The sequence below is a fragment of the Pseudomonas sp. IPO3778 genome (assembly GCF_013386825.1).
In the GTDB taxonomy this organism is placed as follows: domain Bacteria; phylum Pseudomonadota; class Gammaproteobacteria; order Pseudomonadales; family Pseudomonadaceae; genus Aquipseudomonas.
Genome location: NZ_JACARC010000070.1, coordinates 5,562 through 32,343, shown reverse-complemented (window position 1 = coordinate 32,343; position 26,782 = coordinate 5,562). Strand labels below are relative to the sequence as shown.

Sequence of the window (26,782 nt, the reverse complement as noted above, 5' to 3'; positions counted from 1 at the left end):
AGGACGCCGGTTTAGCCGCGACGGGGCAGGGACGCCCCGTCGCGGCGGCCCGCGGAGCAATGCCGGAGTGCGGGCACACCGAGCCTAAGCGAGGTGCCGAGTGGTGGGGCAAGAGCCTTTTGGTTACTTTTGGGCTCCTTTCAAAAGTGACCCGCTGTAAGAGCGGAACCAATCGAAGCCATCACCCAAAAAACGGATATACACCCAAACACCCGCCATAAAAAAAGGCGCAACCCTCACAGGTCACGCCTTCTTTATCAACCGCAGAGCTGTCAGCTACCCAAAGCCTTGGAAGCCAACCAGAACAACCCGGCCGAAAGGCCCACAGTCGCCGGCAAGGTCAATACCCAAGCCATCAGAATGGTCTTCACGGTGCCGCCTTGCAGCCCACTCTTGTTCGCCACCATGGTCCCCGCCACACCCGAAGACAACACATGGGTCGTGGAAACCGGCAGGCTGAAGATGTTCGCCAGGCCAATCATGCTGGCCGTGGTGATCTGCGCCGACATGCCCTGGGCATACGTCATGCCTTGCTTGCCGATCTTCTCGCCAATGGTCAGCACCACACGCTTCCAGCCCACCATCGTGCCCAGGCCCAAGGCCAGCGCCACCGCCAGGATCACCCAGAACGGTGCGTATTCGGTCGTCGCCGTCAGATCCTTGCGCAACTTGTCCAGGTCCGACTTCTCACGCGCATCCAGGCCCGGCAACTTGCCGACTTTCTTCGCAGTGTCATCCAGGCACAACAGATAACGACGCACTTCAATCCGGTGCTCGGCGGTCAGCGAATGGTAGTCAGAGACCCCTTTCAATGTACCCAGCAGGGCGTTGATCGTCGGTTCCGTCTGCTGCGGATTGCACTGGAACTTGCCCGGCAAATCGTCTTTCACGCTTTTGCCCAAGGCCAGGAACTCACCCAGGGTTTCGTGATTACGCTGGTAGAACTGATTCAGGTGCAGCGTCGCGTCGCGGGTACGCTCGATCTGGTAAGTGGTGCTGCCCAGGTCCAGTACGAACTGCGCCGGCACAATACCAATCAACACCAGCATGATCAGGCCGATACCTTTCTGACCATCGTTGGAACCGTGCACGAAGCTCACGGCCATCGCCGAAATCACCAGGACCAGGCGGTTCCAGAAGGGCGGGTGCTTCTTGTCGTCGAGCTTGCGGCGCTGGTCCGGTGTCTTGTGCATCTTCGACAGCGGGCGCCACCATTTCAGGCCCAGCAGCACCAGGGCTGCCACCACGAAACCGGCCATCGGCGAGAACACCAGCGAGGCGCCGATATCGATCGCTTTCTGCCAGTTGACGCCGTCCGCCAGGGGAATGTCGTTGATCAGGGCATTGGCCAGGCCGACACCGAGGATCGAACCGATCAGGGTGTGGGAGCTGGACGCCGGGATCCCGAAATACCAGGTGCCGAGGTTCCAGGTAATCGCCGCTGCCAATAATGAGAAGACCATGGCCAGGCCGTGGCCGGTGTTCACATTGATCAGCAGTTCCACCGGCAGCAAGTGCACGATGGCATACGCAACACCGACGCCACCGAGCAATACGCCGAGGAAATTGAACACCCCGGAGAAGAACACGGCCAGATGCGGCGGCATGGCTTTGGTATAGATGACTGTGGCAACCGCGTTAGCGGTGTCATGAAAGCCATTGATGAACTCGAAGGCGAGGACAAAGGCCAGGGCGAGCAACAGGCTCACGAGAACCCAAGCATCCAGTCCGCTGAATAAATCGATCATGAAGGTTTTCTGACCCGGTCGTAAGGGGGCGCGATTATGCCAGAAAACATCGGTAATCAATGCACTAGCTGCTCATCGGTAACATTCTTCAATGAAAAAAAATCGGGGAGAGGGGGCTATCCCTGCGTTTTCGGGGGCTTGGCAAGTGTTTGATTTATAAAGGAGATGGCAAAAATACGGGGGTTAAACCGACGGAAGGGGATATCTGAAAGAATTGTATGAAATTTCGCTAAGACGGCATTAAGGGCACTCCCCCCGCCAGCGCGGTACTGGCAGAGAGATGGCACTCTGGAGGCTCAACCCGAATCGCTTATGGCTCTTCGGCTTTGAGGTCCTGTTCAATCTTTTGGATTTCCTGGGCAAAGGCCTGGTCGAGCAGACTGGCTCGTTTGCGCCATGGCTTGCGTTCAGGTTCTGGCTGGGCGGCGTAGGTGGTGACTTCCCCGCCGTAAACATCCTTGTAACGTTGTTCCTGGCGCTCAAGTTCCGCGCGCAGTTCGTCTTTCGTCACATTGTTACCTAATTGAGTTGAGTTTGATTCCGGTGAAGCGCGTTGGCAGAAAGGAAAAACCACTTCGTTAATGCACGCGGCCACGATACCGGAGAAGAACAGCTGTCGTAGCAACAGTTTTCTTGTTCACAGCCACAAGCAGTTGGCAGGCATTTGAAATGAGTGTCAGGTACTTGCGGCACAGCGTGCACAAAGCCCATGCACAGCTGGGTGAGGTTCGTCCTCGGGGGCTAGACGAGGCTGGCCTCTACACAGGATGCATTATAGCGATGCGTTTGAATAACACTATCGTCATCAAGTTAAAAATCGTCAACTTTGTGTGAGGGTTTTGTTACGCGGGCATGTGGGGTACTTGATGAACTATTGGCGCCATAAAGGGGGCGGCGTTTACCGGCGGTAAATAACCTGCAACTTCTCTCGTACATCAGTCGATTCCGAAAGTCGGTCAAGTGGGACGCCGCTGTAGGGCCTGCACCGGCCAGCGGTGACAAATTGCGATAATCGAATGACCGTCCGATAATCGCCCAATGTTGCCCGCCCTGCCTTGTGTATCAATTGCATCGCGGCTTGTAATAGCGGTACCCCCCGCAGCGGTTAAAAATAAGAGAAAGGACCCCAAATGAACGATCAATTGCGCAACTCCTTCGCATCAGTGGCGCCGCCGATCGTTGCTTCGCCGGCCAAGCGTATCCAGGCGTTTACCGGTGACCCGGACTTCATGACCTCCCTGGCCCGCGGTCTGGCCGTGGTGCAGGCATTCCAGGAGCGCAAGCGCCACCTGACCATCGCCCAGATCAGCCACCGCACGGAAATCCCCCGCGCCGCCGTACGCCGTTGCCTGCATACCCTGATCAAACTCGGCTACGCCACCACCGACGGGCGTACCTATTCGCTGCTGCCCAAGGTGCTGACCCTCGGCCACGCGTACTTGTCGTCCACGCCCCTGGCGGTTTCGGCCCAGCCGTACCTGGACCGCATGAGCGAGCAACTCCACGAGGCCTGCAACATGGCCACCCTGGAAGGTGATGACATCCTCTACATTGCCCGCTCGGCCACTACCCAGCGCCTGATTTCCGTCGACCTGTCGGTGGGCGGCCGTTTGCCAGCCTATTGCACCTCCATGGGCCGCATCCTGCTCGCGGCGCTGGATGACGCCTCGCTGCAGGACTACCTCGACCACGCTGACCTGCAAACCAAGACCAGTCGCACCCTCACCACCCCGCAGGCTTTGCTCGAATGCCTGCAGGAAGTGCGGCAGCAGGGCTGGTGCATTGTCGACCAGGAACTGGAGCAGGGCCTGCGTTCCATCGCCGTGCCGGTGTACGACGCTTCCGGCCAGGTGCTGGCCGCGTTGAACGTCAGCACCCATGCCGCAAGGGTCAGCCGCAGTGAGCTGGAGCAGCGTTTCCTGCCGAGCATGCTCAGTGCCAGCCAGGAGCTGAGTGCCCAGCTGTTTGCGTAAGCTGTTCGGTGACCGCACAGATCCCGGCTGGATGAATTGACGGTGTTTCCCAAGGCTTATTAATGTGCGGCAGCGCTTCACGGCGCCGCCCAATAATAATGACGACCCAACGTCGTTCGCCCGCCCATCGGTGTGGAAATAAAAATAATGAATCAGCCTTCACCTGCTGTCGGTACTTGCCTGGACGTTCAGTCCTTCATCAACGCCCAACCGCTGTCGCGGTATCAGTGGCGGGTGGTGATTCTGTGTTTTCTCATCGTTTTCCTCGACGGCCTCGACACGGCCGCCATGGGCTTTATCGCCCCGGCACTGTCCCAGGATTGGGGCATCGACCGCGCCAGCCTCGGCCCGGTGATGAGTGCCGCGCTGATTGGCATGGTGTTCGGCGCCCTCGGTTCCGGCCCGCTGGCTGACCGTTTCGGGCGCAAGGTGGTGCTGGTGGGGGCCGTGCTGGTGTTTGGGGCCTTCAGCCTGGCGTCGGCCTATAGCAGCAACGTCGATCAACTGCTGATCCTGCGCTTCCTCACGGGGCTGGGCCTGGGCGCCGGCATGCCAAACGCCACGACGCTGCTCTCCGAATACACCCCGGAACGCCATAAGTCGCTGCTGGTGACCAGCATGTTCTGCGGCTTCAACCTGGGCATGGCCGGTGGCGGGTTTATCTCGGCCAAATTGATCCCGGCGTTTGGCTGGCACAGCTTGCTGATGATCGGCGGGATTTTGCCGTTGATCCTCGCCGTGGTGCTGCTGGTGTGGCTGCCGGAGTCGGCGCGTTACCTGGTGGTGCGCAACCGTGGCACCGACAAGGTGCGCAAGACCCTCGCGCCCATCGAGCCGAGTATTGTCGCCCAGGCCTCAAGCTTCAGCGTGCCCGAGCAAAAAACCGTCAAGGCGCGCAACGTGTTCGCGGTGATCTTCTCTGGCACCTACAGCGCCGGTACCTTGCTGCTGTGGCTGACCTACTTCATGGGCCTGGTGATTGTTTACCTGCTGACCAGTTGGCTGCCGACCCTGATGCGCGACAGCGGTGCCAGCATGGAACAGGCCGCGTTTATCGGTGCGTTGTTCCAGTTTGGCGGCGTGCTGAGCGCCGTCGGCGTGGGCTGGGCGATGGACCGGTTCAATCCCCACAAGGTCATCGGCACTTTCTACCTGCTGGCTGGAGTGTTTGCCTACGCGGTGGGGCAGAGCCTGGGCAACATCACGCTACTGGCGACCCTGGTGCTGATCGCCGGGATGTGCGTCAACGGGGCGCAGTCGGCGATGCCATCGTTGGCCGCGCGTTTCTACCCGACCCAGGGCCGCGCCACCGGTGTGTCGTGGATGCTGGGCATCGGCCGTTTCGGCGCGATCCTCGGCGCATGGATGGGTGCGACCTTGCTGGGCCTGGGCTGGAACTTCGAGCAGGTGCTGACGGCGCTGGTGATTCCGGCGGCCTTGGCCACCACGGCGGTGGTGATCAAGGGCATGGTCAGCCATGCGGACGCCACCTGAAACGATTTTTTGTAGGCGCGAGCTCGCTCGCGAAGGTCGTTAACGATGACGTTGGCATTCTGAATGAACGCGGCGTCTTCAAGTTTTTCGCGAGCAAGCTCGCTCCTGCAGGGAAAGATAGCTTGCAAACAATCTGTTCGATAATCGAACACTCAGTCGATTATCGGATTGTTTGGCCTCAACCCCGGGCTTAATCTTCAAGCACTTCGGCGCTGCCTCCAGCGCCTTTTTCGATCGATACCGGGAGCCCAACCCCATGGCTGAAATCCTTTCGCTGGCTGATGCGGTAAAGCAATTCGTGAATGACGGCGACACCGTTGCACTCGAAGGCTTTACTCACCTGATTCCTACGGCGGCAGGTCATGAAATCATTCGTCAGGGCAAGAAAGACCTGACGCTGGTGCGCATGACGCCCGACCTGATCTACGACCAGTTGATCGGCGCCGGCTGTGCACGCAAGCTGATTTTCTCCTGGGGTGGCAACCCGGGAGTGGGTTCCCTGCATCGCCTGCGTGACGCGGTTGAAAAACAATGGCCGCAGCCGCTGGAGATCGAAGAGCACAGCCACGCCGATCTGGCCAACGCCTACGTCGCCGGTGCCTCCGGCCTGCCGTTCGCGGTGCTGCGTGCCTACGCCGGTTCCGACCTGCCCAAGGTCAACCCGCTGATCAAGACCGTAACCTGCCCCTTCACCGGCGAAGTGCTGGCGGCCGTGCCGTCGGTGCGCCCGGACATCACCGTGATCCACGCCCAAAAGGCTGACCGCAAGGGCAACGTGCTGCTGTGGGGCATCCTCGGCGTGCAGAAGGAAGCGGCCCTGGCGGCCAAGCGTTGCATCGTCACCGTCGAAGAAATCGTCGACGACCTCAACGCCCCGATGAACGCCTGCGTGCTGCCGACCTGGGCCCTGACCGCCGTATGCCACGTGCCAGGCGGCGCGCATCCGTCCTACGCCCACGGTTACACCGAGCGTGACAACCGTTTCTACCAGGCCTGGGACCCGATCGCCCGTGACCGTGAGACGTTTACCGCCTGGATCAACGAATACATCCACGGCACCGCCAATTTCAGTGAATTCCAGGCCAAGCTGGCCACCGCGCAGGAGGCCAAATAATGGCTTACTCCACCAATGAAATGATGACCGTCGCCGCCGCGCGCCGCCTGAAGAACGGTTCGGTGTGCTTCGTCGGCATCGGCCTGCCTTCCAAGGCCGCCAACCTGGCGCGCCTGACGTCGTCGCCCGACGTGGTGCTGATCTATGAGTCGGGCCCGATTGGCGCCAAGCCGTCGGTATTGCCGCTGTCCATCGGTGATGGCGAGCTGGCGGAAACCGCTGACACCGTAGTGCCGACCGGTGAGATTTTTCGCTACTGGCTGCAGGGCGGGCGTATTGACGTTGGCTTTCTCGGTGCGGCCCAGGTCGACCGTTTCGGCAATATCAACACCACCGTGGTCGGTGATTACCACCATCCCAAAGTGCGCCTGCCGGGTGCCGGTGGTGCGCCGGAGATCGCCGGCTCCGCCAAGAGCGTATTGATCATCCTTAAGCAGTCGGCCCGCTCGTTTGTCGACAAGCTGGACTTCATCACCTCTGTCGGCCATGGCGAAGGCGGTGACTCGCGTAAACGCCTGGGGCTGCCAGGCGCCGGTCCCGTCGGCATCATTACCGACCTGTGCATCATGGAACCGGAGGAGGGCAGCCACGAGTTTGTCGTCACCGCCCTGCACCCCGGCGTGACCCGTGAGCAAGTGGTGGCCGCCACCGGTTGGGCGATTCGTTTTGCCGACCAGCTCACCACCAGCGCCGAACCGACCGACATTGAACTGACCGCCCTGCGCGACCTTGAAGCACGCACCGCTGCCGCCCACGGCCAAGCCCCCGGAGAAGCCTGATGCGCGACGTATTTATCTGTGACGCCATTCGTACCCCCATCGGCCGTTTTGGCGGTGGCCTGTCCACCGTGCGCGCCGATGACCTGGCGGCACTGCCGATCAAGGCCTTGATGGAACGCAACCCGTCGGTGGACTGGAACGCGGTGGACGAAGTCTTCCTTGGTTGCGCCAACCAGGCCGGCGAAGACAACCGCAACGTGGCGCGCATGGCCGCGCTGCTGGCCGGCCTGCCGGACAGCATCCCCGGCGTCACCCTGAACCGCCTGTGCGCCTCGGGCATGGACGCGATCGGCACGGCGTTTCGTGCCATCGCCAGCGGCGAGATGGAACTGGCGATTGCCGGCGGCGTGGAGTCGATGTCCCGTGCGCCGTTCGTGATGGGCAAGGCGGATGCGGCGTTCTCGCGCAACATGAAGCTGGAAGACACCACCATCGGCTGGCGTTTCATCAACCCGTTGATGAAGGCCCAGTACGGCGTCGACCCGATGCCGCAAACCGCTGACAACGTGGCCGATGACTACAACGTCTCCCGCGCCGACCAGGACGCCTTCGCCCTGCGCAGCCAGCAACGTACTGCGGCTGCACACGCTGCTGGCTTCTTCGCCGAAGAAATCGTGCCGGTGCGCGTCGCCCATAAAAAAGGCGAAACCGTGGTCGAGCACGATGAACACCCACGGGCGGATACCACGCTGGAAGCCCTGGCCAAACTCAAGCCGGTCAACGGCCCGGACAAGACCGTCACCGCGGGCAACGCCTCGGGTGTGAACGACGGCGCCGCCGCGCTGATTCTGGCCTCGGCTGAAGCCATCAAAAAACACGGCCTGACCGCCCGCGCTCGCGTGCTGGGCATGGCCAGTGCCGGTGTGGCGCCGCGTGTGATGGGTATCGGTCCGGTGCCGGCCGTGCGCAAGCTGGTGGAACGCCTGGGCCTGGCCGTCACCGATTTTGATGTGATCGAACTCAACGAAGCCTTCGCCAGCCAAGGCCTGGCCGTGCTGCGGGAACTGGGGATTGCCGACGACGCACCCCAGGTCAACCCGAACGGCGGCGCCATTGCCCTCGGCCATCCGTTGGGCATGAGCGGCGCGCGCCTGGTACTGACCGCACTGCATCAGCTGGAAAAAACCGGCGGCAGCAAAGGCCTGGCGACCATGTGCGTCGGCGTTGGCCAAGGGTTGGCCCTGGCGATCGAACGCGTTTGAGCCCCACAAGAATAAAGAGGATTGCTCCATGAGTGACAAGCCCGGATACCGGCGCCCGCAAGCGGGTACTCAGCCGGATTACCTGCACCCGGCCTACCAGTCGACGAACCTGCGTTCGCCGTCCAAGCCATTGGTGTTCCTGCCCCATTCCCTGTCGGAAATCACCGGCCCGACTATCGGCGCCGAGCGGGTCAGCGAGCAGGACAACGACCTGACCGCCCAGCACGACGGCGAGCCTCAGGGCGAACGCATCATCATTCACGGCCGAGTGCTGGATGAAAACGGCTTGCCCGTGCCCGGCATCCTCGTGGAAATCTGGCAGGCCAATGCCGCCGGCCGCTACAACCACCCGCGCGACCAGCACGACGCGCCGTTGGACCCGAACTTCACCGGCACCGGGCGTGCTGTCACCGATGCCGATGGCTGGTACCAGTTCCAGACCATCAAGCCTGGCGCCTACCCGTGGGGCAACCACCACAACGCCTGGCGCCCGGCGCACATCCACTTTTCGTTGTTCGGCCCGAGTGTGCTGACGCGGCTGGTGACGCAGATGTACTTCCCCGGTGACCCGCTGCTGGCCTATGACCCGATCTACAACTGCGTCCCGGACACCTCTGCCAAGGAACGCCTGATCGCCAGCTTCGACCTGGAAAAAACCATTCCGCACTATGCCCTCGGCTACCGCTGGGACATCGTCCTGCGCGGCCGCGACGCCACGCCGATGGAGAAATAAGATGAGCCTCAACGCGACTACTTCCCACACCGTCGGGCCGTATTACCACATCGGTTTGACCTGGCTGAACCGCGAAGACCTGACCGTCGCCGCCACCCTCGGCGAGCGCGTGGCGATCAGCGGGCAGGTGCTGGATGGCAACGGCGATGTGGTCAACGACGCCATGCTGGAAGTCTGGCAGGCCAATGCGGCTGGCAAGTATGACCATCCCGAGGATGAGCAGGACAAGGCGGTTGATCCGAACTTTGAAGGCTTTGGCCGGGTGCCGGTGGATGCGGAAGGGCGTTTTCGCTTTACCACCATCAAGCCCGGTAGCGTGCCGGGCTTGAAGGGCACGACCCAGGCGCCGCACCTGGTGGTGCTGGTGTTTGCCCGTGGGTTGGTGAAGCACCTGCTGACGCGGATTTACTTTGACGGTGAGGCGTTGAACGGGGACGACGCACTGCTGGCGTGTGTGCCCCAGGAGCGGCGGCGTACCTTGATCGCCAAGGTGGATGCGGCGGGTGTGTATCAGTGGAATGTGATTTTGCAGGGCACAGACGAAGAGACGGTGTTCTTCGATTACTGAGCCGACGATCGTTCCCACGCTCCGCGTGGGAACGCCGCCTGGGACGCTCCGCGTCCCGCTGTTGCAGGTGACGCAGAGCGTCACAAGATGCATTCCCACGCAGAGCGTGGGAACGATCATCCAAAAGTCTGCTTGCGGAACATGGTTGTTGCAAAGTATGTCTAGGCTATAACCGTTCCCACTGAGTGAAAAAAACATGACAACAACAACGAGTCACTACACCGGAGAAGAACGCAGCAAAAGGATTTTTGCGATTGTCGGTGCTTCTTCCGGCAACCTCGTCGAATGGTTCGACTTCTACGTCTATGCCTTCTGCGCCATCTATTTTGCGCCAGCGTTTTTCCCGTCCGACGACCCCACCGTCCAACTCCTGAACACCGCCGGTGTGTTCGCCGCCGGTTTCCTGATGCGCCCCATCGGCGGCTGGCTGTTCGGCCGGGTGGCGGATAAACACGGTCGCAAGAATTCCATGATGATCTCGGTGCTGATGATGTGCGCCGGCTCCCTGGTCATCGCCTTTTTGCCCACCTACAAAGACATCGGCGCCTGGGCCCCGGCCTTGCTGCTGGTCGCCCGGCTGTTCCAGGGCCTGTCGGTAGGCGGCGAATACGGCACCACCGCCACCTACATGAGTGAAGTGGCGCTCAAGGGCCAGCGCGGCTTCTTCGCCTCGTTCCAGTACGTGACCCTGATCGGCGGGCAACTGCTGGCGGTGTTGGTGGTGGTGATCCTGCAACAGGTCCTCAGCGAGGACGAACTGCGGGCCTGGGGCTGGCGGATTCCGTTTGTGATCGGCGCCATCGCGGCGGTGATCTCGCTGTTGCTGCGTCGCACCCTGAAAGAAACCACCAGCAAGGAAATGCGTCAAGACAAGGACGCCGGCAGCATTGCCGCGCTGTTCCGCGATCACAAAGCCGCATTTATCACCGTGCTCGGCTACACCGCCGGCGGCTCGCTGATTTTCTACACGTTCACCACCTACATGCAGAAGTACCTGGTGAACACCGCCGGGATGCACGCCAAGACGGCCAGCTACATCATGACCGGCGCGCTGTTCTTCTACATGTGCATGCAGCCGGTGTTCGGCATGCTCGCGGACAAGATTGGCCGCCGCAATTCGATGCTGTGGTTCGGCGCCCTGGGCACGTTGTGCACCGTGCCGATCCTGCTGACCCTGAAAACCGTCAGCAGCCCGTTCCTGGCCTTTGTGTTGATCACCCTGGCCCTTGCCATCGTGAGCTTCTACACCTCCATCAGCGGCCTGGTGAAAGCCGAAATGTTCCCGCCACAGGTGCGTGCATTGGGCGTGGGCCTGGCGTATGCGGTGGCGAACGCGATCTTCGGCGGTTCGGCGGAATACGTGGCCCTGGGACTCAAATCCATGGGCATGGAAAACACCTTCTACTGGTACGTCACGGCGATGATGGCGGTGGCGTTCCTGTTCAGCTTGCGCCTGCCCAAAGAGGCGGCGTACTTGCACCACGATCTGTAACCGGCTGGCGCATGCCCGCTGCCGGGTATGCGCCACCTAGGGATGTTTTTTATGACCATGCGCACGAGCAATCAACTGTTCGACGCCTACTTCACCGCCAACAGCATGGCCGAAGTGTTCTGCGACCAGGGGCGCTTGCAGGGCATGCTGGATTTCGAAGCGGCGCTGGCCCGGGCCGAGGCCCAGGTGGGGTTGATTCCCCAAGCGGCCGTTGCGCCCATTGCCCAGGCCTGCCTGGCTTCTCTTTACGACGTTGATGCCCTCGGCGAGGCCATTGCCACCGCGGGCAACTCCGCGATTCCGCTGGTCAAGGCCCTCGGCAAGTTGATCGCCAGCGAAGACGCCGGCGCTGAACGTTATGTGCATCTGGGCGCTACCAGCCAGGATGTGATGGACACCGGCCTGGTGCTGCAACTGCGCAGCGCCGTCGAGCTGATCGAACATGACCTGGCGCGGTTGGGCGACATTCTGGCTGCACAGGCGCAACGTTATGCAACCACCCCCATGGCTGGCCGGACCTGGCTGCAGCATGCAACGCCGGTCACGCTGGGCATGAAAGTCGCCGGTTGGCTCGGTGCAGTCACCCGCAGCCGACAACGCCTCAGCGAACTGAAACCACGCTTGCTGGTGCTGCAATTCGGCGGGGCTTCCGGCACCCTGGCGGCCCTCGGCGAACAGGCGATGCCGGTGGCGCAAGCACTGGCCGCCGAGTTGCAGCTGGGCCTGCCGGAGCAGCCTTGGCATACCCAGCGCGACCGCTTGGTGGAGTTGGCCTCAGTGCTCGGTTTGATCGCCGGCAGCCTCGGCAAACTGGGCCGCGACATCAGCCTGCTGATGCAGACCGAAGCGGCAGAAGTGTTCGAGCCGTCGGCCCCCGGCAAGGGCGGCTCGTCGACCATGCCCCACAAACGCAACCCGGTGGGTGCCGCCGTATTGATCAGCGCCGCAACCCGGGTGCCGGGCCTGGTGGCGACGATGTTCAGCGCCATGCCCCAGGAACACGAACGCAGCCTGGGCCTGTGGCACGCCGAATGGGAAACCTTGCCGCAGATTTGCCGGCTGGTGTCCGGTGCGTTGCATCAGGCGCTGCTGGTGAGCGAAGGCCTGGAAGTCGACCCCGGGCGCATGGCGAAAAATCTGGACCTGACCCAGGGCCTGGTGCTGGCCGAAGCGGTCAGCATCGTCCTCGCCCAGCGCCTGGGCCGCGAAACCGCGCACCACCTGCTGGAACAATGCTGCAAACGCGCCGTCGCCGACGGACGCCACCTGCGGGCGGTGCTGGGGGATGAACCCAAGGTGACGGCCGAGCTTTCGGCCGCTGAACTCGACCGCTTGCTGGACCCGGCGCATTACCTGGGCCAGGCACAGACCTGGGTCACCCGGGCCGTGGCCGAACATTTTGCATTGACTGCCTGAGGAGGCTGCTGTGGGATTTGTACAACTCGCCGATGGCGAACTGAATTACCAACTCGATGGCCCCGAAGACGCACCGGTGCTGGTGCTGTCCAACTCCCTGGGCACCGACCTGCACATGTGGGACGTCCAGATCGAGGCGTTCACGAAATACTTTCGGGTACTGCGTTTTGACACCCGCGGCCACGGCCAATCCCTGGTCACCGAAGGCCCCTACAGCATCGAGCAGTTGGGCCAGGACGTGCTGGCGTTGCTGGATGCGTTGCAGATCGACCGCGCGCATTTTTGCGGCTTGTCCATGGGCGGCCTGATCGGCCAGTGGCTGGGCATTCATGCGGGTGAGCGTTTGCGCCGGCTGGTGGTGTGCAACACCGCGGCGAAAATCGGCACCCCGGAGATCTGGAACCCACGTATCGAGATGGTGCTGCGGGACGGCCCGGCCGCGATGATTGCCCTGCGTGACGCCTCGATCGCGCGCTGGTTCACCGCCGACTTCGCCGAGGCTCACCCTGATCAAGCCACGCTGATTACCGACATGCTGGCCGCGACCGATCCCCAGGGTTATGCCGCCAATTGCGCGGCCGTGCGTGATGCGGATTTCCGTGAGCAAGTGGTGTCGATCAAGGTACCCACCCTGGTGATTGCGGGCAGTGAAGATGCGGTTACGCCGCCGGCCGGTGGGCACTTTATCCAGGAACACGTGAAGGGCGCCGAATACGCCGAGTTCTACGCCGCGCACCTGTCCAACGTGCAAGCCGGAGCGGCGTTCAGCGACCGCGTACTGGAATTTCTGCTAGCCCGCTGAGTATCGCTAAACCCTGTGGCGAGGGAGCTTGCTCCCGTTGGGCTGCGAAGCAGCCCTGAAAACCGCAATAGAGACCTTTCAGCAAGTAGGCGGTGACCTTATGGGGGCCGCTGCGCGACCCAACGGGAGCAAGCTCCCTCGCCACAGGTTATGTGCCTGTTGTCAAAAATTGCATGAGGAGCGTTTTGTGGACGAGAAACAACGTTATGCCGACGGCCTTCAGGTGCGCCGCGAAGTACTGGGCGATGCCCATGTCGACCGTAGCCTCAACGCCCTGACCGAGTTCAACAGCGAGTTCCAGGAAATGATCACCCGCCACGCCTGGGGTGATATCTGGACCCGCCCTGGCCTGGCGCGGCACACCCGCAGCCTGATCACCATCGCCATGCTGATCGGCATGAACCGCAGTGAAGAGCTGAAGCTGCACCTGCGGGCCGCCGCGAGCAACGGCGTGACCCGCGCCGAGATCAAGGAAGTGCTGATGCAGAGCGCGATCTACTGCGGGATTCCGGCGGCCAATGCGACCTTCCATTTGGCCGAGTCGGTGTGGGATGAGTTGGGGGTTGAGTCGCGGGAGCAGGGCTGAAGTCGTCACACCGGCTGTGCAACGCAGCCGGGGGCCGTAAGGATTGATACTGAATGCGTCAGCTATGCTGGCAGGAGAGTAGCGTAGCCCCCACCAGTGGGGCTGCCTGTTTATGTTACGGTGCGGCTTTCCCTGTTACGACCCGAGTCCTGATGCCCCATGAAATTACTGCTGCATCCCGCCAGGGTCGTTGCCCTGGTGTTCCTGGCCGCGATCCTGGCCGGAACCTTCATGCTGATGCAGCCGATCTCCCAGGCCGAGGGTGTCGCGGCCCCTTGGGTGACGGCGTTCTTTACGGCGGTATCGGCCGTCTGCGTGACCGGGTTGGTGGTGGTGGACACCGGCACGTACTGGTCGACCTTCGGCCAGTCGGTGATTCTGCTGCTGTTCCAGCTCGGCGGCTTTGGCATCATGACGGTGGCGACCTTGCTCGGCTTGATGGTCAACAGCGGGTTGCGCCTGCGTACCAAAATGGTCGCACAATTGGAGTCGCGCTCATTGGGGGTCGGCGACATCGCCAGCGTGGCCAAGCTGGTGCTGGTGGTGACGTTTACCCTGGAACTCATCATCGCCGTGTGGCTCACCCTCAGGTTGCATGGGGCCTACGGCCAGTCATGGGGCGATGCGGCATGGAGCGGCCTGTTTCATGCCGTATCGGCGTTCAATAACGCAGGGTTCTCGATTTATCCCGACAGCCTGATGCGCTACGCCACCGACGGCTGGATGCTGTCGCCCGTCATGGCCGCAATCATTATCGGCGGCATTGGCTTTCCCGTGCTGTATGACCTGCGCAGCCGGTTCACCCAGCCCCGTCGCTGGTCGCTGCACACCAAGCTCACCTTGTCGGGTACGGCGATCCTCTTGGTGGTCGGTTTTTTCGCGCTGCTGCTGTTCGAGTGGGACAACTCCACCACCCTCGGCCCGATGGGCCTGGCTGATAAGGTGCTGTCGGCAGCTTTTGCATCGGTTTCCGCGCGTACCGCCGGGTTCAACTCGATCGACATTGGCGCGCTCACCCCTGAAAGCTGGGCGGTGCATTACTTTCTGATGTTCGTCGGCGGCGGCAGTGCAGGCACTGCGGGTGGGGTTAAAGTCGGTACGGTCGCGATCCTGGCCTTACTGGTGATTGCCGAGATTCGTGGCCACAGTGATTGCGAGGCCTTTGGCCGGCGAGTCGGCGCGGCGGCCCAGCGTCAAGCCATCACCGTGCTTGTGCTGAGCAGCGCCCTGATCGTACTGGCGACGCTCTTTATCCTGCGTGAAACAGCGTTGCCCACCGACCAGGTTATCTTCGAAGTCATCTCGGCGTTTGGCACCGTTGGCTTGTCCACCGGCATCACCGCCGATTTACCCACCTCGGCCCAACTGGTGTTGACGCTGCTGATGTACGCCGGAAAGGTAGGCACCATCACACTGGCGGCGTCACTGGCGTTGGGCGAACACCGCATGCCTTACCGCTACCCGGAGGAACATCCAATTGTTGGGTAACTTTCTGTTTTCCGATCGATTTGCCTTTTCCAAGGGCGACAGCGTGGTGGTGATTGGCCTGGGACGCTTCGGCGGCTCGGTGGCGCAATCACTGATGCGCCTTGGCCACGATGTCATGGGCATCGACAGCGACCCCGTGCCTGTCCACGAATGGGCCGATCTGTTGACCCATGCGGCCCAGGCCGATTCCACCAACCTGCAGGTGCTGCGCCAATTGGGGGTTGCCGACTTCGCCCACGCCATTGTGGGCATCGGCACCGACCTGGCCGCGAGCTTATTGACCATCATGACGCTGACCGAACTGGGTATCCCGGATATCTGGGTCAAGGCCCGCACCGCCGAGCACGGGCAGATAGCCCAGCGCATTGGCGCCCATCACGTGGTCTATCCGGAGAAAGAAATGGGCGAACGTGTCGCCCACCTCATCACCGGGCGGATGATCGACTTCATCGAGTTCGACGACGGTTTTGCCATCGCCAAGATTCATTCGCCGGTATCGAGCCACAACAGCACCCTGGCAGACGGGCAGATTCGCGAAAAATTTGGCGTGACGGTCGTGGGGTTGAAACGGGCCAGTCAAGACTTCCAGCATGCCACGCCGAGTACCCTGGTGCTGCCGGGTGATCTGCTGATCGTGTCCGGGCCGACCCACCTGATCCAGAAATTTGCGGGCCACTCGACGTAGCCCGAGCGCTGTTTTGCAGGTCAGTGCGAATCTGCGTCCCACACCCAATTCCATACGCCCGGCAGGTGCACCACTTCGTCGCTGTCTTTCACCGTGCGGGCCATGGCGGCTCGCTGCAAGGCGGCCCGATCGGTATAGAACGGCTGCCTGGCGAGGGGCACGCCGTTGATATGGGCGCTGTCCATCAGGATTTGCAGGTATTCCTTGAGGTGCCAGGCGGTGTAGCGGTTGATGTCGTGAAAGGTCACCACCACCGGGATCACGCCGTCCACCGTTGGCAATTCACCCCGGGCGATGCGCTCACGCACCACCGACAGCTGGCGTATCAGGTTTTCCCGTCGGCGCGGGCTGCCGTTGAACACCCAGATCACCCCGTCATTCGCACTCAGGTCCGTCAGCAGTACGTGCATGCCATGCTGCTGGTAGGCAACGAAGGTGCGTTTGTCGTAATTCCAGAACGGTGGGCGTACCAGCGTGGGCGGCTGGCCGGTGATCGATTCGAGGGTCGATGAGCCGAGGCTGAGGTAGTGCTCCAGTTCGACCGGGTTCTGCGAGCGATGGTTGCTGTGCCACGGGGTTGCTGTGTGGAAGGCCAGGATATGGCCGGCCGCGTATTCGCGCTCCATGGTCTTGCGGCCCCGAGGGTTGCCGCCGGAGCGGGGCGCTTCGGTCTGCAGGAAGAACACCGCCTTGATCCCGGGCTGTATCGGGTTATTCGCCAGGTCAGCCATCACCGAACGGCTCGGGTTCATAAAACCCGAGGCGCTGGGGCCGTCATCGAACGTCAGCAAGAAGCGGATTGGCGCCTCGGTTTGCAGTTTCTGTTCGGTCTGCTGTGTCAGTGCCACAGGCGGGCCAATGCAGCCGCTGAGGCTACTCAGCAAGGCAAGCGCTGATAAAACGAGGGTGATGTATTTCATTCAAGGGCGGACTCAGAAGTGCAGCGCACGATACAGCAAGTGTTGCCCTTCCAGCGCCTGGATCTGGATCGGCGGTAGCCCCGGGGAATGGACAACTGTTGTGCAGCGAATTCGAGTGACCTCGGAATGGAATGAGCGCCACCCTGATGAGAGGCGCTCCGTTGCTATGTGGCAGGCTTCGTGGGATTTCTACTATACGTTTTGTGGCGCCGTGTTGTAGTTCTGAGCCCTGTATCGTTGCGCAAGGCGAGGTTCTTCTGCTCCGGATACAAAACCGCCACCGGAGTGCAATGAACCATTTTTGTCTTCGCCCGGAAGGATGAACGCATAGTTTTTGACATTGGAGTCAATGACGATTTTGTCTTCACCACCTTGTGTGGCAATGAACAGCCTTGAGCGTCCGGTTGCATCATTTTTAACCGGCAGTAAAAATGTTTCTCCATTGATTTCGGCTGCCAGGGAACCATCTTCCGCAGCCATTATGCGGACGGCGTCCGGGTCGTCGCCGGTCTTGATGATGGTGACGCCATCGCCGGGATGGTTGGAACTTTTATTTTGATTGTAGGTAATGGTTACGTCGCCCTTCTGGAAGACCCGGCTATCACCCTCTTGTTTCATCTGAGACTCTACTGGAATGGCATCAGACTCCGAAAATGTTTTCTTGCCTGAGGATTCTGGTGCGGATGTGTAGCCATTCATGCCTGATACATGATGATCGTCGTTGAGGCTGATCGTCGTTTCGAACCATATATTGTCGGCGACGTTTACCTGGTCTTTACCGCCATTGGTTTTTACTTCAAGTAGTTCAGTCTTTCCACCGACATTTTCGATGGGGAGCTCGTAGGCTTTTCCATTGATTTCGGCCACAACACCCCCGGACTGAAGGGTCTTTATCTCAACGTGATCGTCTTGATTGCCGGTTTCGATGGTGACTTTATTTCTCGTGGTAGGAACGCCGTTGAACGCTCCTTGATGCAGGGGCGACGAGGTTATTTTGACATTGCCATTGTCATATTCTTTGGTGACGGGGGCTTCACTTGGGGCCCTTGGCACGGAGGTAAGGCCGGTCGAAATGAATTCACCGGGTTTGTATGGGGCAGCAGATGCCGTGTCAGTTGGGTTTGGGGTTTGGGGGGCCGCGTTGTACTTGTGTTGGGTTAAGTGGCTGGAAGCCTGAGACCGTTCCTGTCGGCTCCGGCCTGCTTCCCTGTTGTGGGTCGATACCTGATGGGTACCCGGTTGGTGTGAGGTGGCATTGTTGTTCTTTTCGTCTGTTTTTTGTTGCCAGTGATGCCAGGAAGACGTGCTTGGGTTACCAGAAATTGCTGTAGTCATGACGTTGCTCCATGCCGTGAGTGATTAAGTAAAGGTGTAGTTAGAACGGCTTGTTATTGGTGCAACGATGACTTTGGTTCATCTGGGGTTGTTTCGATTTCCTACATTCGTAGAGGAAGAGAGCGGCGAATAGATGAACGTTTTCCACCTATTCGCCTGCCAAAATCAGAGCAACGAGACTGGGTAACTGATGATCAGCCGGTTTTCATCAAACTCATTGTTGTTGTAGTCCCTGCGCATGCTGGAATTGCGCCAGCGTACATTGAGGTCCTTCAACGTTCCGCTTTGCACCGTATAGCCCACTTCACTTTCCCGCCCCCATTCCCGGCCGTCGGTGACCGTGCCGCTGTGTACGTTGCTGCCACTGATATAGCGATTCATCAGCGTCAGCCCCGGCACGCCCAGGGCGGCGAAGTTGTAGTCATGGCGCACCTGCCAGGATTTTTCCTGGGCGTTGTCGTAGCTGGCGTTGTAGCTGTCGTTGGCCAGGGTGCCGCCGCTGGTGCCGTTGACCCGCATCCAGGCGCTGTTGCCGGTGAGTTTTTGCAGGCCGACGTAGAAGGTGTTGCCGCCGTATCGGGCCGAGAACAGGCCGGACCAGGTCTTGTTGTCGAGGTCGCCGGCGCGGGCGCTGCCGTCGTCCTTGCCGTAGAAGAACCCGAGGTTGGCGCCCAGGGTCCAGTCGCCCACGGGCTGGCTGTGGATCAGGTTGAGGTACTGCTGGCGGTAGATGTCTTTGAGCTGGGCATTCCACACACCGATCTGGGTGTGTTTGTCGTTGAAGGCATATTCGCCGCCCTGGAAGTTGAAGCGGTCGGAGGTGAAGGCGGTTTTTCCGAACATCGACAGGTCGGTCATGCTGCTGTCGTCCCGCGGGCTGTTTGCGCGAAACTGACCGCCGTACAGGGTCAGGCCGTCGATTTCCTTGGAGGTGATCTGCCCGCCGCGCAGGGTTTGCGGGAGTGAGCGGCCATCGTCGGCGCGCAGGATCGGCAGCACCGGCATCCACTCGCCGACCTTCACTTCGGTCTTCGAGATCCGGGCCTTGAACGCAACGCCCAGGCGCCCGAAGTTATCGGCGGGCCGTCCGTCGTGGTCCAGTGGCAGCAGTTGAGTGCCGCCGGTGCCGCGTCCGCCATCGAGCTTTTCCGAGTACAAGCCCAGCACATCCATGCCGAACCCGACGGTGCCCTGGGTGAAGCCGGACCTGGCATCAAGAATGAAACTTTGAGTCCACTCCTGGGCGCCGCCCTGGGCTTTGGTCGGGTTGGTGAAGTTGCGGTTGAAGAAGAAATTGCGCAGGTTGAGGTTGGCGCTGGCGTCTTCGAGAAAGCCGTGTTCTTCGGCGAGAACGGGAAGGGTGAGAATGGCAACAGCGGTCGCCAGCAATAGCTGGCGCGGGTGACGGGTGCTCATGGTGTTAGACCTGTTGTTATTGGGGTTATGCAGGTGCGGGCCATGGTGCGGGGCGGTGCAGGGGCGATTCAATTGGGGGGAAGCGGGTTCTGGGCGATGATCGAACGTAAAGTCATGGCCATAAAAAAACCGCTTCCTGTGAGGGAAGCGGTTTTTGTTTACGGCGCCACTATCAGAACAACTTCAGCGCCGGTGCTTCTTCTTTCAACGGCTCGTTCTTCGCGGTTTGCTCGTTCCAGCCACCACCGAGGGCCTTGTACAGGTTGACCTCGCTGTTGAGCTGCGCCAGGCGGTCGGTGATCAGCGATTGCTGGGCACTGAACAGTTGGCGCTGGGCGTCGAGGAACGTCAGGTTGCTGTCGACACCGATGCGGTAGCGACGCTCAGCCAGGCGGTAGTAATCCTGGTTGGCCGCGACGAAGCCACGTTGGGCGTCCAGTTGCTGCTTGTAGGTCTCGCGGGCGGCGAGGCCGTCGGAGACTTCCTGGAAGCCGGTCTGGATCGCTTTTTCGTAGTTGGCGACGTTGATCTCTTTCTGGATTTTCGAGTAATCCAGGCTGGCGCGCAGGCTGCCGGCGTTGAAGATCGGGATGTTGATCTGCGGTGCGAACGACCAGGTACCCGAACCGCCCTTGAACAGGCCGCCCAGGGTCGGGCTTGCGGTACCGGCGCTGGCGGTCAGGGTGATGCTCGGGAAGAACGCCGCCCGCGCCGCGCCGATGTTGGCGTTGGCCGCCTTGAGGTTGTACTCGGCCTGCAGGATGTCGGGACGACGTTGCAGCAGGTCCGACGGCAGGCCGGCCGGCACTTCGCTCAACAGGTCATCCGCCAATGGCTTGCTGACGATGTTCGCCGGCAGGCCGGTGCCCAGCAGCAGGGTCAGGCTGTTTTCGTCCTGGGCCACCTGGCGGGTATAACGCGCCAGTGCAACCCGGGCGTTTTCCACCGAGGTACGGGCCTGGCTCAGGTCCAGGGCCGAGGCCACACCCACTTCATTGCTGCGGGAGGTGAGCTTGAAGCTCTGCTCGTACGCGCCCAGGGTGTCCTGGGTGAGCTTGAGCAGCTCCTTGTCGGCCTGCCAGGTCAGGTAGGCATTGGCCACGCTGGCCACCAGGCTGATCTGGGTGGTGCGACGGGCTTCTTCGGTGGCGAAGTACTGTTGCAGCGCTTGCTCGCTCAGGCTGCGAACCCGGCCGAACAGGTCCAGCTCATAAGAGCTGATCCCGAGACCTGCGGAGTACTGGCTGGTGATGCCCGCTTCGCCGGTCTGCGACAGTTTGGCCGGGGTGCGCGAACGGCTGCCGCTGCCCGTGGCCGAAACGGCAGGGAACAGGTCGGCACGCTGGATCTGGTACTGCGCGGCATAGGCGTCGATGTTCAGGGCCGCGACACGCAGGTCGCGGTTGTTCACCAGAGCGGTCTGGATCAGCTGTTGCAGGGCAGGGTCATGGAAAAACTGCTTCCAGCCTTGCTCGGCAGCGGCCTGGCCCGGTGCCTGGGCCGACGAATACGCCGGCCCCTGCGGGAACTGCGCGGCGACCGGCGCTTCAGGGCGCTGGTAGTCCGGGATCAGCGAGCAGCCACTGAGCACGAATGCCGTGACGGCTAAGGAAAGTAGCGACTTGCTCATTGGCCAGCCTCTTTAGGAGTTTGCTTGGTTTCAGTCTTTTTACGCTCGCCAGCGGAGGACACGGTTGCGAAGAACAGAGGTACCCAGAAAATCGCGAGCACCGTGGCGGTGATCATACCGCCAATGACGCCCGTACCGATGGCGTGCTGGCTACCTGAGCCTGCACCGGTGGAAATCGCCAGGGGCAGTACGCCGAGCATGAACGCCATGGACGTCATGATGATCGGTCGCAGACGCATACGAGACGCCTCGATGGCCGATTCGACGATGCCTTTGCCCTGTTCGTGGAGCTCTTTGGCGAACTCCACGATCAGGATGGCGTTTTTCGCCGCCAGCCCCACCGTCACCAACAGGCCCACCTGGAAGAACACGTCGTTGGACAGTCCCCGCAGGCTGGTGGCGATCAGGGCACCGATCACACCCAGCGGTACAACCAGAATCACCGCAATCGGGATCGACCAGCTTTCGTACAGTGCCGCCAGGCAGAGGAATACTACCAGCAGCGACAGGGCGTACAGCGCAGGTGCCTGGGAGCCCGACAGGCGTTCTTCGTACGACAGGCCGGTCCACGAGTAACCGACACCGGCTGGCAGGTCCTTGGCAATGCGTTCGACTTCCGCCATCGCATCACCGGTACTGTAGCCAGGAGCCGGGGTACCGAGGATTTCCATCGCCGCTACACCGTTATAGCGCGAGAGTTTCGGTGAACCGAAGATCCACTTGCCCGAAGAGATGGCCGACAGGGGCACCATCTTCCCGGACGTGCTGCGCACGTACCATTTGTTCAGGTCTTCCGGAGACATCCGGCTGGCCGCGTCACCCTGTACATACACCTTCTTCACACGACCACGGTCGATAAAGTCGTTGATGTAGCTGCCCCCCAAGGCGATTGCCAGGGTCTGCTGGATGTCCGCCAGGCTGATGCCCTGGGCACTGGCCTTCTCGTCGTCAACGGTCAGCTCGTACTGCGGCTCATCGTTCACGCCGTTGGGGCGCACGCCCGCCAGGATCTTGCTTTGTGCTGCGGCACCCAGGAACTGGTTACGCGCATCCATCAATTTCTGGTGGCCAACGCCGCCCTGGTCTTGCAGGAACACGTCGAAGCCCGTGGCGTTACCCAGTTCCAGTACCGACGGTGGTACCACGGCAAACACCATGGCGTCCTTGAAGGTCTTGAAGAAATAACCCTGGGCCCGTTTGGCGACTTCAAATACCGACTGGGATGCATCACGCTCATCCCACGTCTTGAGCATTACGAACGCGAGGCCCGAACTCTGGCCACGACCTGCGAAGTTGAAGCCGTTTACGGTAAACACCGACTTAACGGCCTTGCCTTCGCCGGGCTCACCTTCCTTGTCGTTCAACAGGTAGGCACGCATATCGTCGATGACTTTCTGCGTACGTTCAGCCGAAGAACCCACCGGCGTTTGTACCTGGGCAAAGATCACACCCTGGTCTTCCTCTGGGAGGAACGCGCTTGGAATACGGGTGAACATCCAGATCATGCCGGCGAGGATCAGTGCATAGACCACGAAAGCCGGGAACTTGTGCTTGATCATGTTACCGACGCCGCGCTCGTAACTTAGTACGCCACGGTCGAAGGTACGGTTGAACCAGCCAAAGAAACCGCGCTTGGGTTGGCCGTGTTTTTCCGGGTCAATCGGCTTGAGCATGGTGGCGCACAAGGCCGGGGTGAAGATCAGCGCAACCAGTACCGACAACGCCATCGCCGAAACAATGGTGATGGAGAACTGGCGGTAGATCACACCGGTGGACCCCCCAAAGAACGCCATGGGCAGCAGTACCGCCGACAGCACCAGGGCAATACCCACCAGGGCACCCTGGATCTGGCCCATGGACTTGATCGTCGCCTCCTTGGGCGACAAGTGCTCCTCGGCCATTACCCGTTCGACGTTCTCCACCACCACGATCGCATCGTCCACCAGCAAGCCGATGGCCAGGATCATGCCGAACATGGTCAGGGTGTTGATGGTGAAACCGAATGCGGCGAGGATCCCGAAGGTACCCAGCAATACCACCGGTACGGTCATGGTGGTGATGATGGTGGCGCGGAAGTTCTGCAGGAACAGGAACATCACCAGGAACACCAGCACGATTGCTTCGACCAGGGTGTGCACCACACCGGAGATCGACTCGGTCACCACCGGGGTGGTGTCATACGGCACCACAGCCTTCATGCCAGGCGGGAAGAACGGTTCGAGGGACGCAACCGTTTCGCGAATCGCCTTGGCGGTGTCCAGTGCGTTGGCACCGGCTGCCAGCTTGATCGCCATACCGGAAGCCGGCTTGCCGTTGAACTGTGCACTGATGCTGTAGTTCTGGCCGCCCAGTTCGATACGTGCAACGTCACCCAAGCGAACCTGGGAGCCGTCGGCGTTGACCTTCATCAGGATATTGCCGAACGCTTCAGTGGTTTGCAGACGCGTCTTGCCGATGATGGTGGCGTTCAACTGAGTGCCGGGCAGGGCAGGCAGGCCGCCCAATTGGCCGGTGGCCACCTGGACGTTCTGCGCCTGGATGGCGTTGCTGACATCCACGGGCGTCAGTTGGTAGTTGTTCAGCTTGGCCGGGTCGAGCCAGATACGCATGGCGTACTGGGAACCGAACACCTGGAAGTCACCCACACCGGCGGTCCGGGAAATCGGGTCCTGGATGTTGGAAACGATGTAGTTGGACAGGTCATCCTTGGTCATGCTGCCGTCTTCCGACACCAGACCGATCACCATCAGGAAGTTCTTCACCGACTTGGTAACGCGGATACCTTGCTGCTGTACTTCTTGTGGCAGCAGCGGCGTTGCCAGGTTGAGCTTGTTCTGCACCTGAACCTGGGCGATGTCCGGGTTGGTACCCTGGTTGAACGTCGCGGTGATGGTCATGCTGCCGTCGGAGTTACTGTCCGAGGCGACATAACGCAGGTTGTCGATGCCGTTGAGCTGTTGCTCGATAACCTGCACCACGGTGTCCTGCACGGTTTGTGCGGACGCGCCCGGGTAGGTCACCTGGATATCAATGGCGGTTGGCGCAATGGCCGGGTACTGGTTGATGGGCAACTTCAGGATCGACAGTGCCCCGACCAGCATGATCACCAGGGCAATTACCCAGGCGAAAATGGGACGGTCGATAAAAAATTTCGACATGAATTACTCCCCTTGACCAGCAGCGGCAGGAGCAGCAGGAGCAGCAGGAGCAGTACCGGCGGCCGTGGCGTTTTTAGCGTCCGTGACCTTGACCTCGATGCCCGGCTTGATGAATTGCAAGCCTTCGGTGATCACGCGGTCACCGGCATTCAAGCCTTTTTCCACCAGCCAGTAGGCGCCGGTCGTACGGTTGGCCACCAGCACACGCTGCTCGACCTTGTTGTCCTTGTTCACCACCAGTGCGGTCGGGATGCCCTTCAGGTCGCGGGTCACGCCTTGCTGGGGTGCCAGGATGGCCTTGCTGTTCACACCGGCTTGCAACTGCGCGTGCACGAACATGCCTGGCAGCAGGGTGTGGTCAGGGTTCGGGAACACGGCACGCAGGGTGACGGAACCGGTGGTTTCGTCGACCGAGACTTCGGAGAATTCCAGCTTGCCTTCCACGCCATAGGCGCTGCCGTCTTCCAGGGTCAGCTTGACCTTGGCCGCGTTGTCGCCGGCTTTTTCCAGCTGGCCGCTTTCCAGGTCGCGACGCAGTTTCAGCATCTCGGCGGAGGACTGCGTGACGTCGACGTAGATCGGGTCCAGTTGCTGGATCACCGCCATGGCGTCGGTCTGGCCGTTGCTGACCAGCGCGCCTTCGGTCACCGAAGAACGGCCGATACGCCCGGAGATCGGGGCGAAGACCTTGGTGTAGCGCACGTTGATCTGGGCCGTTTGCACGTTGGCTTCAGAGGTCATGCGGTTGGACACGGCGGTGTCGTATTCCTGACGGCTGACCGCTTGCTCGTCGACCAATTGCTTGTAGCGATCGGCAATCGACTTGGTCTGGGCCAGGTTGGCCTGGGCGCTTTTCAGAGAGGCGTCATACACCGACGGATCGATCTGATAGAGCTGCTGGCCTTCCTTAACGTCGCCGCCTTCCTTGAACAGGCGCTTGAGAATGATGCCGTTGACCTGAGGGCGAACCTCGGCAATGCGGTAGGCCGTGGTGCGGCCTGGCAGCTCGGATGTCAGGGTAAAGGCTTGAGGTTGAATAGTGACCACGCCGACCTGAGGGGTTTGAGCGGGCGGAGCCGCTTCTTCCTTTTTACATCCGCTGAGCAGCGATGCCAGGGCGACGGCAGTAACCAGGGCGGTAACAGCTGGCTTAAGTTGCATGAAGATCCTCGGGTCAGGCGCGCAGAGTGCGCACAAGAAGTGTGGAAGGGTAAAAAACAGGCACTGAGTGGATAAGTAGCTTGCTACGCAATATACTTACGTTCATGGTTGTTTGTAAACTCTTGACAGGCTTCGCGGAATGTTGACAAAGCAGCGTGCAAAGCCTCGATTTTAGTACGTTCGGCGCCCTTGAAGGCGTCGTCCCACAATTATTCAGATGGTCGTTTGCGGCCACCCCAAGTGTTCTGATTGAGGTTTTACTGCCATGGTTCGTCGTACCAAAGAGGAAGCTCAGGAAACGCGCAGCCAGATTCTTGAAGCGGCCGAGCAAGCCTTTTACGAGCGCGGGGTTGCGCGTACCACGCTGGCGGATATTGCCGCGTTGGCAGGCGTGACGCGCGGTGCCATCTACTGGCATTTCAGCAACAAGGCCGACCTGGTACAGGCGATGCTCGATACGCTGCACGAGCCGCTGGATGAGTTGGCCAGGGCCAGTGAGAGCGAGGACGAGGTCGATCCGCTGGGTTGCATGCGCAAACTGCTGATTCATCTGTTCCATCAAGTGGCCCTGGACCCGAAGACCCGGCGCATCAATGAGATTTTGTTTCATAAGTGCGAATTCACCGATGAAATGTGTGATCTGCGCCGTCAGCGCCAGACCGCCAGCCTCGAATGCAACCTGCGCATCGGGCTGACCCTGCGTAACGCGGTCCATCGCGGGCAACTTCCGGAGAATCTCGACACCGTACGTGCCGCGGTGTGCATGCACGCCTATATCGACGGAATTCTCGGCCAATGGCTGCTGGTGCCCGACAGTTTTCAGTTGGCCCCCGATGCAGAGCGATGGGTCGATATCGGGTTGGACATGCTGCGCTTGAGCCCTGGCCTGCGCAATTAAGACAAAATGCGTAATTGCGACCAGTTGTGTCAACAATAAAGACCAGGGCCGGTCAATTAGACTTTTCCCTGATTTTGTGGGGTGACTTTATATACGGGCTGGCGGACGGTTGATAGATAGTCGGCTAAGTATTTTGTAGCGATATTGTTGCAAGGCTGTGAAGGAATGTTTCCTGCGGCCCTCT

22 protein-coding genes are annotated in these 26,782 nt (G+C 60.7%); 14 read left to right on the top strand and 8 right to left on the bottom strand.

Annotation, left to right across the window (positions count from 1 at the left end):
* Positions 1-272: 272 nt before the first annotated feature.
* Both HX855_RS29530 and HX855_RS29525 read right to left on the bottom strand, forming a co-directional pair.
* Positions 273-1,748: an inorganic phosphate transporter gene (locus HX855_RS29530; protein ID WP_177050519.1), complete on the bottom strand. Its 1,476-nt coding sequence runs from the start codon at positions 1,746-1,748 to the stop codon at positions 273-275.
* Positions 1,749-2,058: 310 nt separating this feature from the next.
* Positions 2,059-2,259: a hypothetical protein gene (locus tag HX855_RS29525; protein ID WP_003219834.1), complete on the bottom strand. Its 201-nt coding sequence runs from the start codon at positions 2,257-2,259 to the stop codon at positions 2,059-2,061.
* Positions 2,260-2,878: 619 nt separating this feature from the next.
* On the opposite strand from HX855_RS29525, the gene pcaR reads away from it, so the two are divergent.
* The 13 genes from pcaR to HX855_RS29460 all read left to right on the top strand — a co-directional run bounded on the left by pcaR (position 2,879) and on the right by HX855_RS29460 (position 16,080).
* Positions 2,879-3,721 (top strand): pca regulon transcriptional regulator PcaR, encoded by an 843-nt coding sequence (gene pcaR, locus HX855_RS29520; RefSeq protein WP_177090200.1) that lies wholly within the window; start codon positions 2,879-2,881, stop codon positions 3,719-3,721.
* Positions 3,722-3,868: 147 nt separating this feature from the next.
* Positions 3,869-5,215 carry an MFS transporter gene (locus HX855_RS29515; RefSeq protein ID WP_177090202.1) on the top strand — a complete coding sequence of 449 codons (1,347 nt, stop codon included), beginning with the start codon at positions 3,869-3,871 and terminating at the stop codon, positions 5,213-5,215.
* Between the two features lie 256 nt (positions 5,216-5,471).
* A complete protein-coding gene (locus HX855_RS29510; RefSeq protein WP_003219830.1) occupies positions 5,472-6,329 on the top strand; it encodes a CoA transferase subunit A in 858 nt (285 codons plus the stop codon).
* Positions 6,326-7,108, top strand: coding sequence for a CoA-transferase subunit beta (locus HX855_RS29505; RefSeq protein ID WP_177090244.1), 783 nt, complete (start codon positions 6,326-6,328; stop codon positions 7,106-7,108). The genes HX855_RS29510 and HX855_RS29505 overlap by 4 nt, the downstream gene beginning before the upstream one ends.
* Positions 7,105-8,310: a 3-oxoadipyl-CoA thiolase gene (gene pcaF / locus HX855_RS29500; RefSeq protein WP_177090246.1), complete on the top strand. Its 1,206-nt coding sequence runs from the start codon at positions 7,105-7,107 to the stop codon at positions 8,308-8,310. Before HX855_RS29505 ends, pcaF begins: the two co-directional genes overlap by 4 nt.
* A gap of 28 nt (positions 8,311-8,338) precedes the next feature.
* Positions 8,339-9,043 carry a protocatechuate 3,4-dioxygenase subunit beta gene (gene pcaH, locus HX855_RS29495; protein WP_177090204.1) on the top strand — a complete coding sequence of 235 codons (705 nt, stop codon included), beginning with the start codon at positions 8,339-8,341 and terminating at the stop codon, positions 9,041-9,043.
* Between the two features lies 1 nt (position 9,044).
* Complete coding sequence (gene pcaG, locus HX855_RS29490; protein ID WP_177090206.1) at positions 9,045-9,611, top strand: protocatechuate 3,4-dioxygenase subunit alpha; 567 nt, start codon at positions 9,045-9,047, stop codon at positions 9,609-9,611.
* A gap of 196 nt (positions 9,612-9,807) precedes the next feature.
* Positions 9,808-11,103 carry an MFS family transporter gene (locus HX855_RS29485; protein WP_177090208.1) on the top strand — a complete coding sequence of 432 codons (1,296 nt, stop codon included), beginning with the start codon at positions 9,808-9,810 and terminating at the stop codon, positions 11,101-11,103.
* A 51-nt stretch (positions 11,104-11,154) separates the two neighbouring features.
* Positions 11,155-12,519, top strand: a complete 1,365-nt coding sequence (locus HX855_RS29480; RefSeq protein WP_177090210.1) for a 3-carboxy-cis,cis-muconate cycloisomerase — start codon at positions 11,155-11,157, stop codon at positions 12,517-12,519.
* A 10-nt stretch (positions 12,520-12,529) separates the two neighbouring features.
* On the top strand, positions 12,530-13,321 hold the full coding sequence (gene pcaD / locus HX855_RS29475) for a 3-oxoadipate enol-lactonase (protein ID WP_177090212.1): 792 nt from the start codon (positions 12,530-12,532) through the stop codon (positions 13,319-13,321).
* A 187-nt stretch (positions 13,322-13,508) separates the two neighbouring features.
* On the top strand, positions 13,509-13,907 hold the full coding sequence (gene pcaC / locus HX855_RS29470; RefSeq protein ID WP_177090214.1) for a 4-carboxymuconolactone decarboxylase: 399 nt from the start codon (positions 13,509-13,511) through the stop codon (positions 13,905-13,907).
* 159 nt (positions 13,908-14,066) lie between these two features.
* A complete protein-coding gene (locus HX855_RS29465) occupies positions 14,067-15,395 on the top strand; it encodes a TrkH family potassium uptake protein (protein ID WP_177090216.1) in 1,329 nt (442 codons plus the stop codon).
* Entirely contained in the window at positions 15,385-16,080 is a 696-nt protein-coding gene (locus HX855_RS29460) for a TrkA family potassium uptake protein (protein WP_177090218.1), read from the top strand. The genes HX855_RS29465 and HX855_RS29460 overlap by 11 nt, the downstream gene beginning before the upstream one ends.
* A 20-nt stretch (positions 16,081-16,100) precedes the next feature.
* Here HX855_RS29460 and HX855_RS29455 read toward each other — a convergent pair whose 3' ends face one another.
* The 6 genes from HX855_RS29455 to HX855_RS29430 form a co-directional block, all read right to left on the bottom strand.
* Positions 16,101-17,000 carry a polysaccharide deacetylase family protein gene (locus HX855_RS29455; RefSeq protein ID WP_177090220.1) on the bottom strand — a complete coding sequence of 300 codons (900 nt, stop codon included), beginning with the start codon at positions 16,998-17,000 and terminating at the stop codon, positions 16,101-16,103.
* Between the two features lie 192 nt (positions 17,001-17,192).
* Positions 17,193-18,335 carry a hypothetical protein gene (locus HX855_RS29450; RefSeq protein ID WP_177090222.1) on the bottom strand — a complete coding sequence of 381 codons (1,143 nt, stop codon included), beginning with the start codon at positions 18,333-18,335 and terminating at the stop codon, positions 17,193-17,195.
* 165 nt (positions 18,336-18,500) lie between these two features.
* A complete protein-coding gene (locus HX855_RS29445) occupies positions 18,501-19,751 on the bottom strand; it encodes an OprD family porin (protein ID WP_177090224.1) in 1,251 nt (416 codons plus the stop codon).
* A 172-nt stretch (positions 19,752-19,923) separates the two neighbouring features.
* Positions 19,924-21,381, bottom strand: coding sequence for an AdeC/AdeK/OprM family multidrug efflux complex outer membrane factor (gene adeC / locus HX855_RS29440; protein WP_177090226.1), 1,458 nt, complete (start codon positions 21,379-21,381; stop codon positions 19,924-19,926).
* A complete protein-coding gene (locus tag HX855_RS29435) occupies positions 21,378-24,539 on the bottom strand; it encodes an efflux RND transporter permease subunit (RefSeq protein ID WP_177090228.1) in 3,162 nt (1,053 codons plus the stop codon). The genes adeC and HX855_RS29435 overlap by 4 nt, the downstream gene beginning before the upstream one ends.
* Before the next feature lie 3 nt (positions 24,540-24,542).
* Positions 24,543-25,700 (bottom strand): efflux RND transporter periplasmic adaptor subunit, encoded by a 1,158-nt coding sequence (locus HX855_RS29430; protein ID WP_177090229.1) that lies wholly within the window; start codon positions 25,698-25,700, stop codon positions 24,543-24,545.
* 265 nt (positions 25,701-25,965) lie between these two features.
* Here HX855_RS29430 and emhR point away from each other — a divergent pair, with 265 nt between their 5' ends.
* On the top strand, positions 25,966-26,598 hold the full coding sequence (gene emhR, locus HX855_RS29425; protein ID WP_177090231.1) for an efflux system transcriptional repressor EmhR: 633 nt from the start codon (positions 25,966-25,968) through the stop codon (positions 26,596-26,598).
* The last annotated feature ends 184 nt before the right edge of the window (positions 26,599-26,782 follow it).

Coding starts and splice junctions, on each gene's coding strand:
- HX855_RS29530 (WP_177050519.1), bottom strand. CDS start 1,748: ATGATCGATTTATTCAGCGGACTGGATGCTTGGGTTCTCGTGAGCCTG.
- pcaR (WP_177090200.1), top strand. CDS start 2,879: ATGAACGATCAATTGCGCAACTCCTTCGCATCAGTGGCGCCGCCGATC.
- HX855_RS29515 (WP_177090202.1), top strand. CDS start 3,869: ATGAATCAGCCTTCACCTGCTGTCGGTACTTGCCTGGACGTTCAGTCC.
- HX855_RS29510 (WP_003219830.1), top strand. CDS start 5,472: ATGGCTGAAATCCTTTCGCTGGCTGATGCGGTAAAGCAATTCGTGAAT.
- pcaH (WP_177090204.1), top strand. CDS start 8,339: ATGAGTGACAAGCCCGGATACCGGCGCCCGCAAGCGGGTACTCAGCCG.
- pcaG (WP_177090206.1), top strand. CDS start 9,045: ATGAGCCTCAACGCGACTACTTCCCACACCGTCGGGCCGTATTACCAC.
- HX855_RS29485 (WP_177090208.1), top strand. CDS start 9,808: ATGACAACAACAACGAGTCACTACACCGGAGAAGAACGCAGCAAAAGG.
- HX855_RS29480 (WP_177090210.1), top strand. CDS start 11,155: ATGACCATGCGCACGAGCAATCAACTGTTCGACGCCTACTTCACCGCC.
- HX855_RS29465 (WP_177090216.1), top strand. CDS start 14,067: ATGAAATTACTGCTGCATCCCGCCAGGGTCGTTGCCCTGGTGTTCCTG.
- HX855_RS29455 (WP_177090220.1), bottom strand. CDS start 17,000: ATGAAATACATCACCCTCGTTTTATCAGCGCTTGCCTTGCTGAGTAGC.
- HX855_RS29450 (WP_177090222.1), bottom strand. CDS start 18,335: ATGACTACAGCAATTTCTGGTAACCCAAGCACGTCTTCCTGGCATCAC.
- HX855_RS29445 (WP_177090224.1), bottom strand. CDS start 19,751: ATGAGCACCCGTCACCCGCGCCAGCTATTGCTGGCGACCGCTGTTGCC.
- adeC (WP_177090226.1), bottom strand. CDS start 21,381: ATGAGCAAGTCGCTACTTTCCTTAGCCGTCACGGCATTCGTGCTCAGT.
- HX855_RS29435 (WP_177090228.1), bottom strand. CDS start 24,539: ATGTCGAAATTTTTTATCGACCGTCCCATTTTCGCCTGGGTAATTGCC.
- HX855_RS29430 (WP_177090229.1), bottom strand. CDS start 25,700: ATGCAACTTAAGCCAGCTGTTACCGCCCTGGTTACTGCCGTCGCCCTG.
- emhR (WP_177090231.1), top strand. CDS start 25,966: ATGGTTCGTCGTACCAAAGAGGAAGCTCAGGAAACGCGCAGCCAGATT.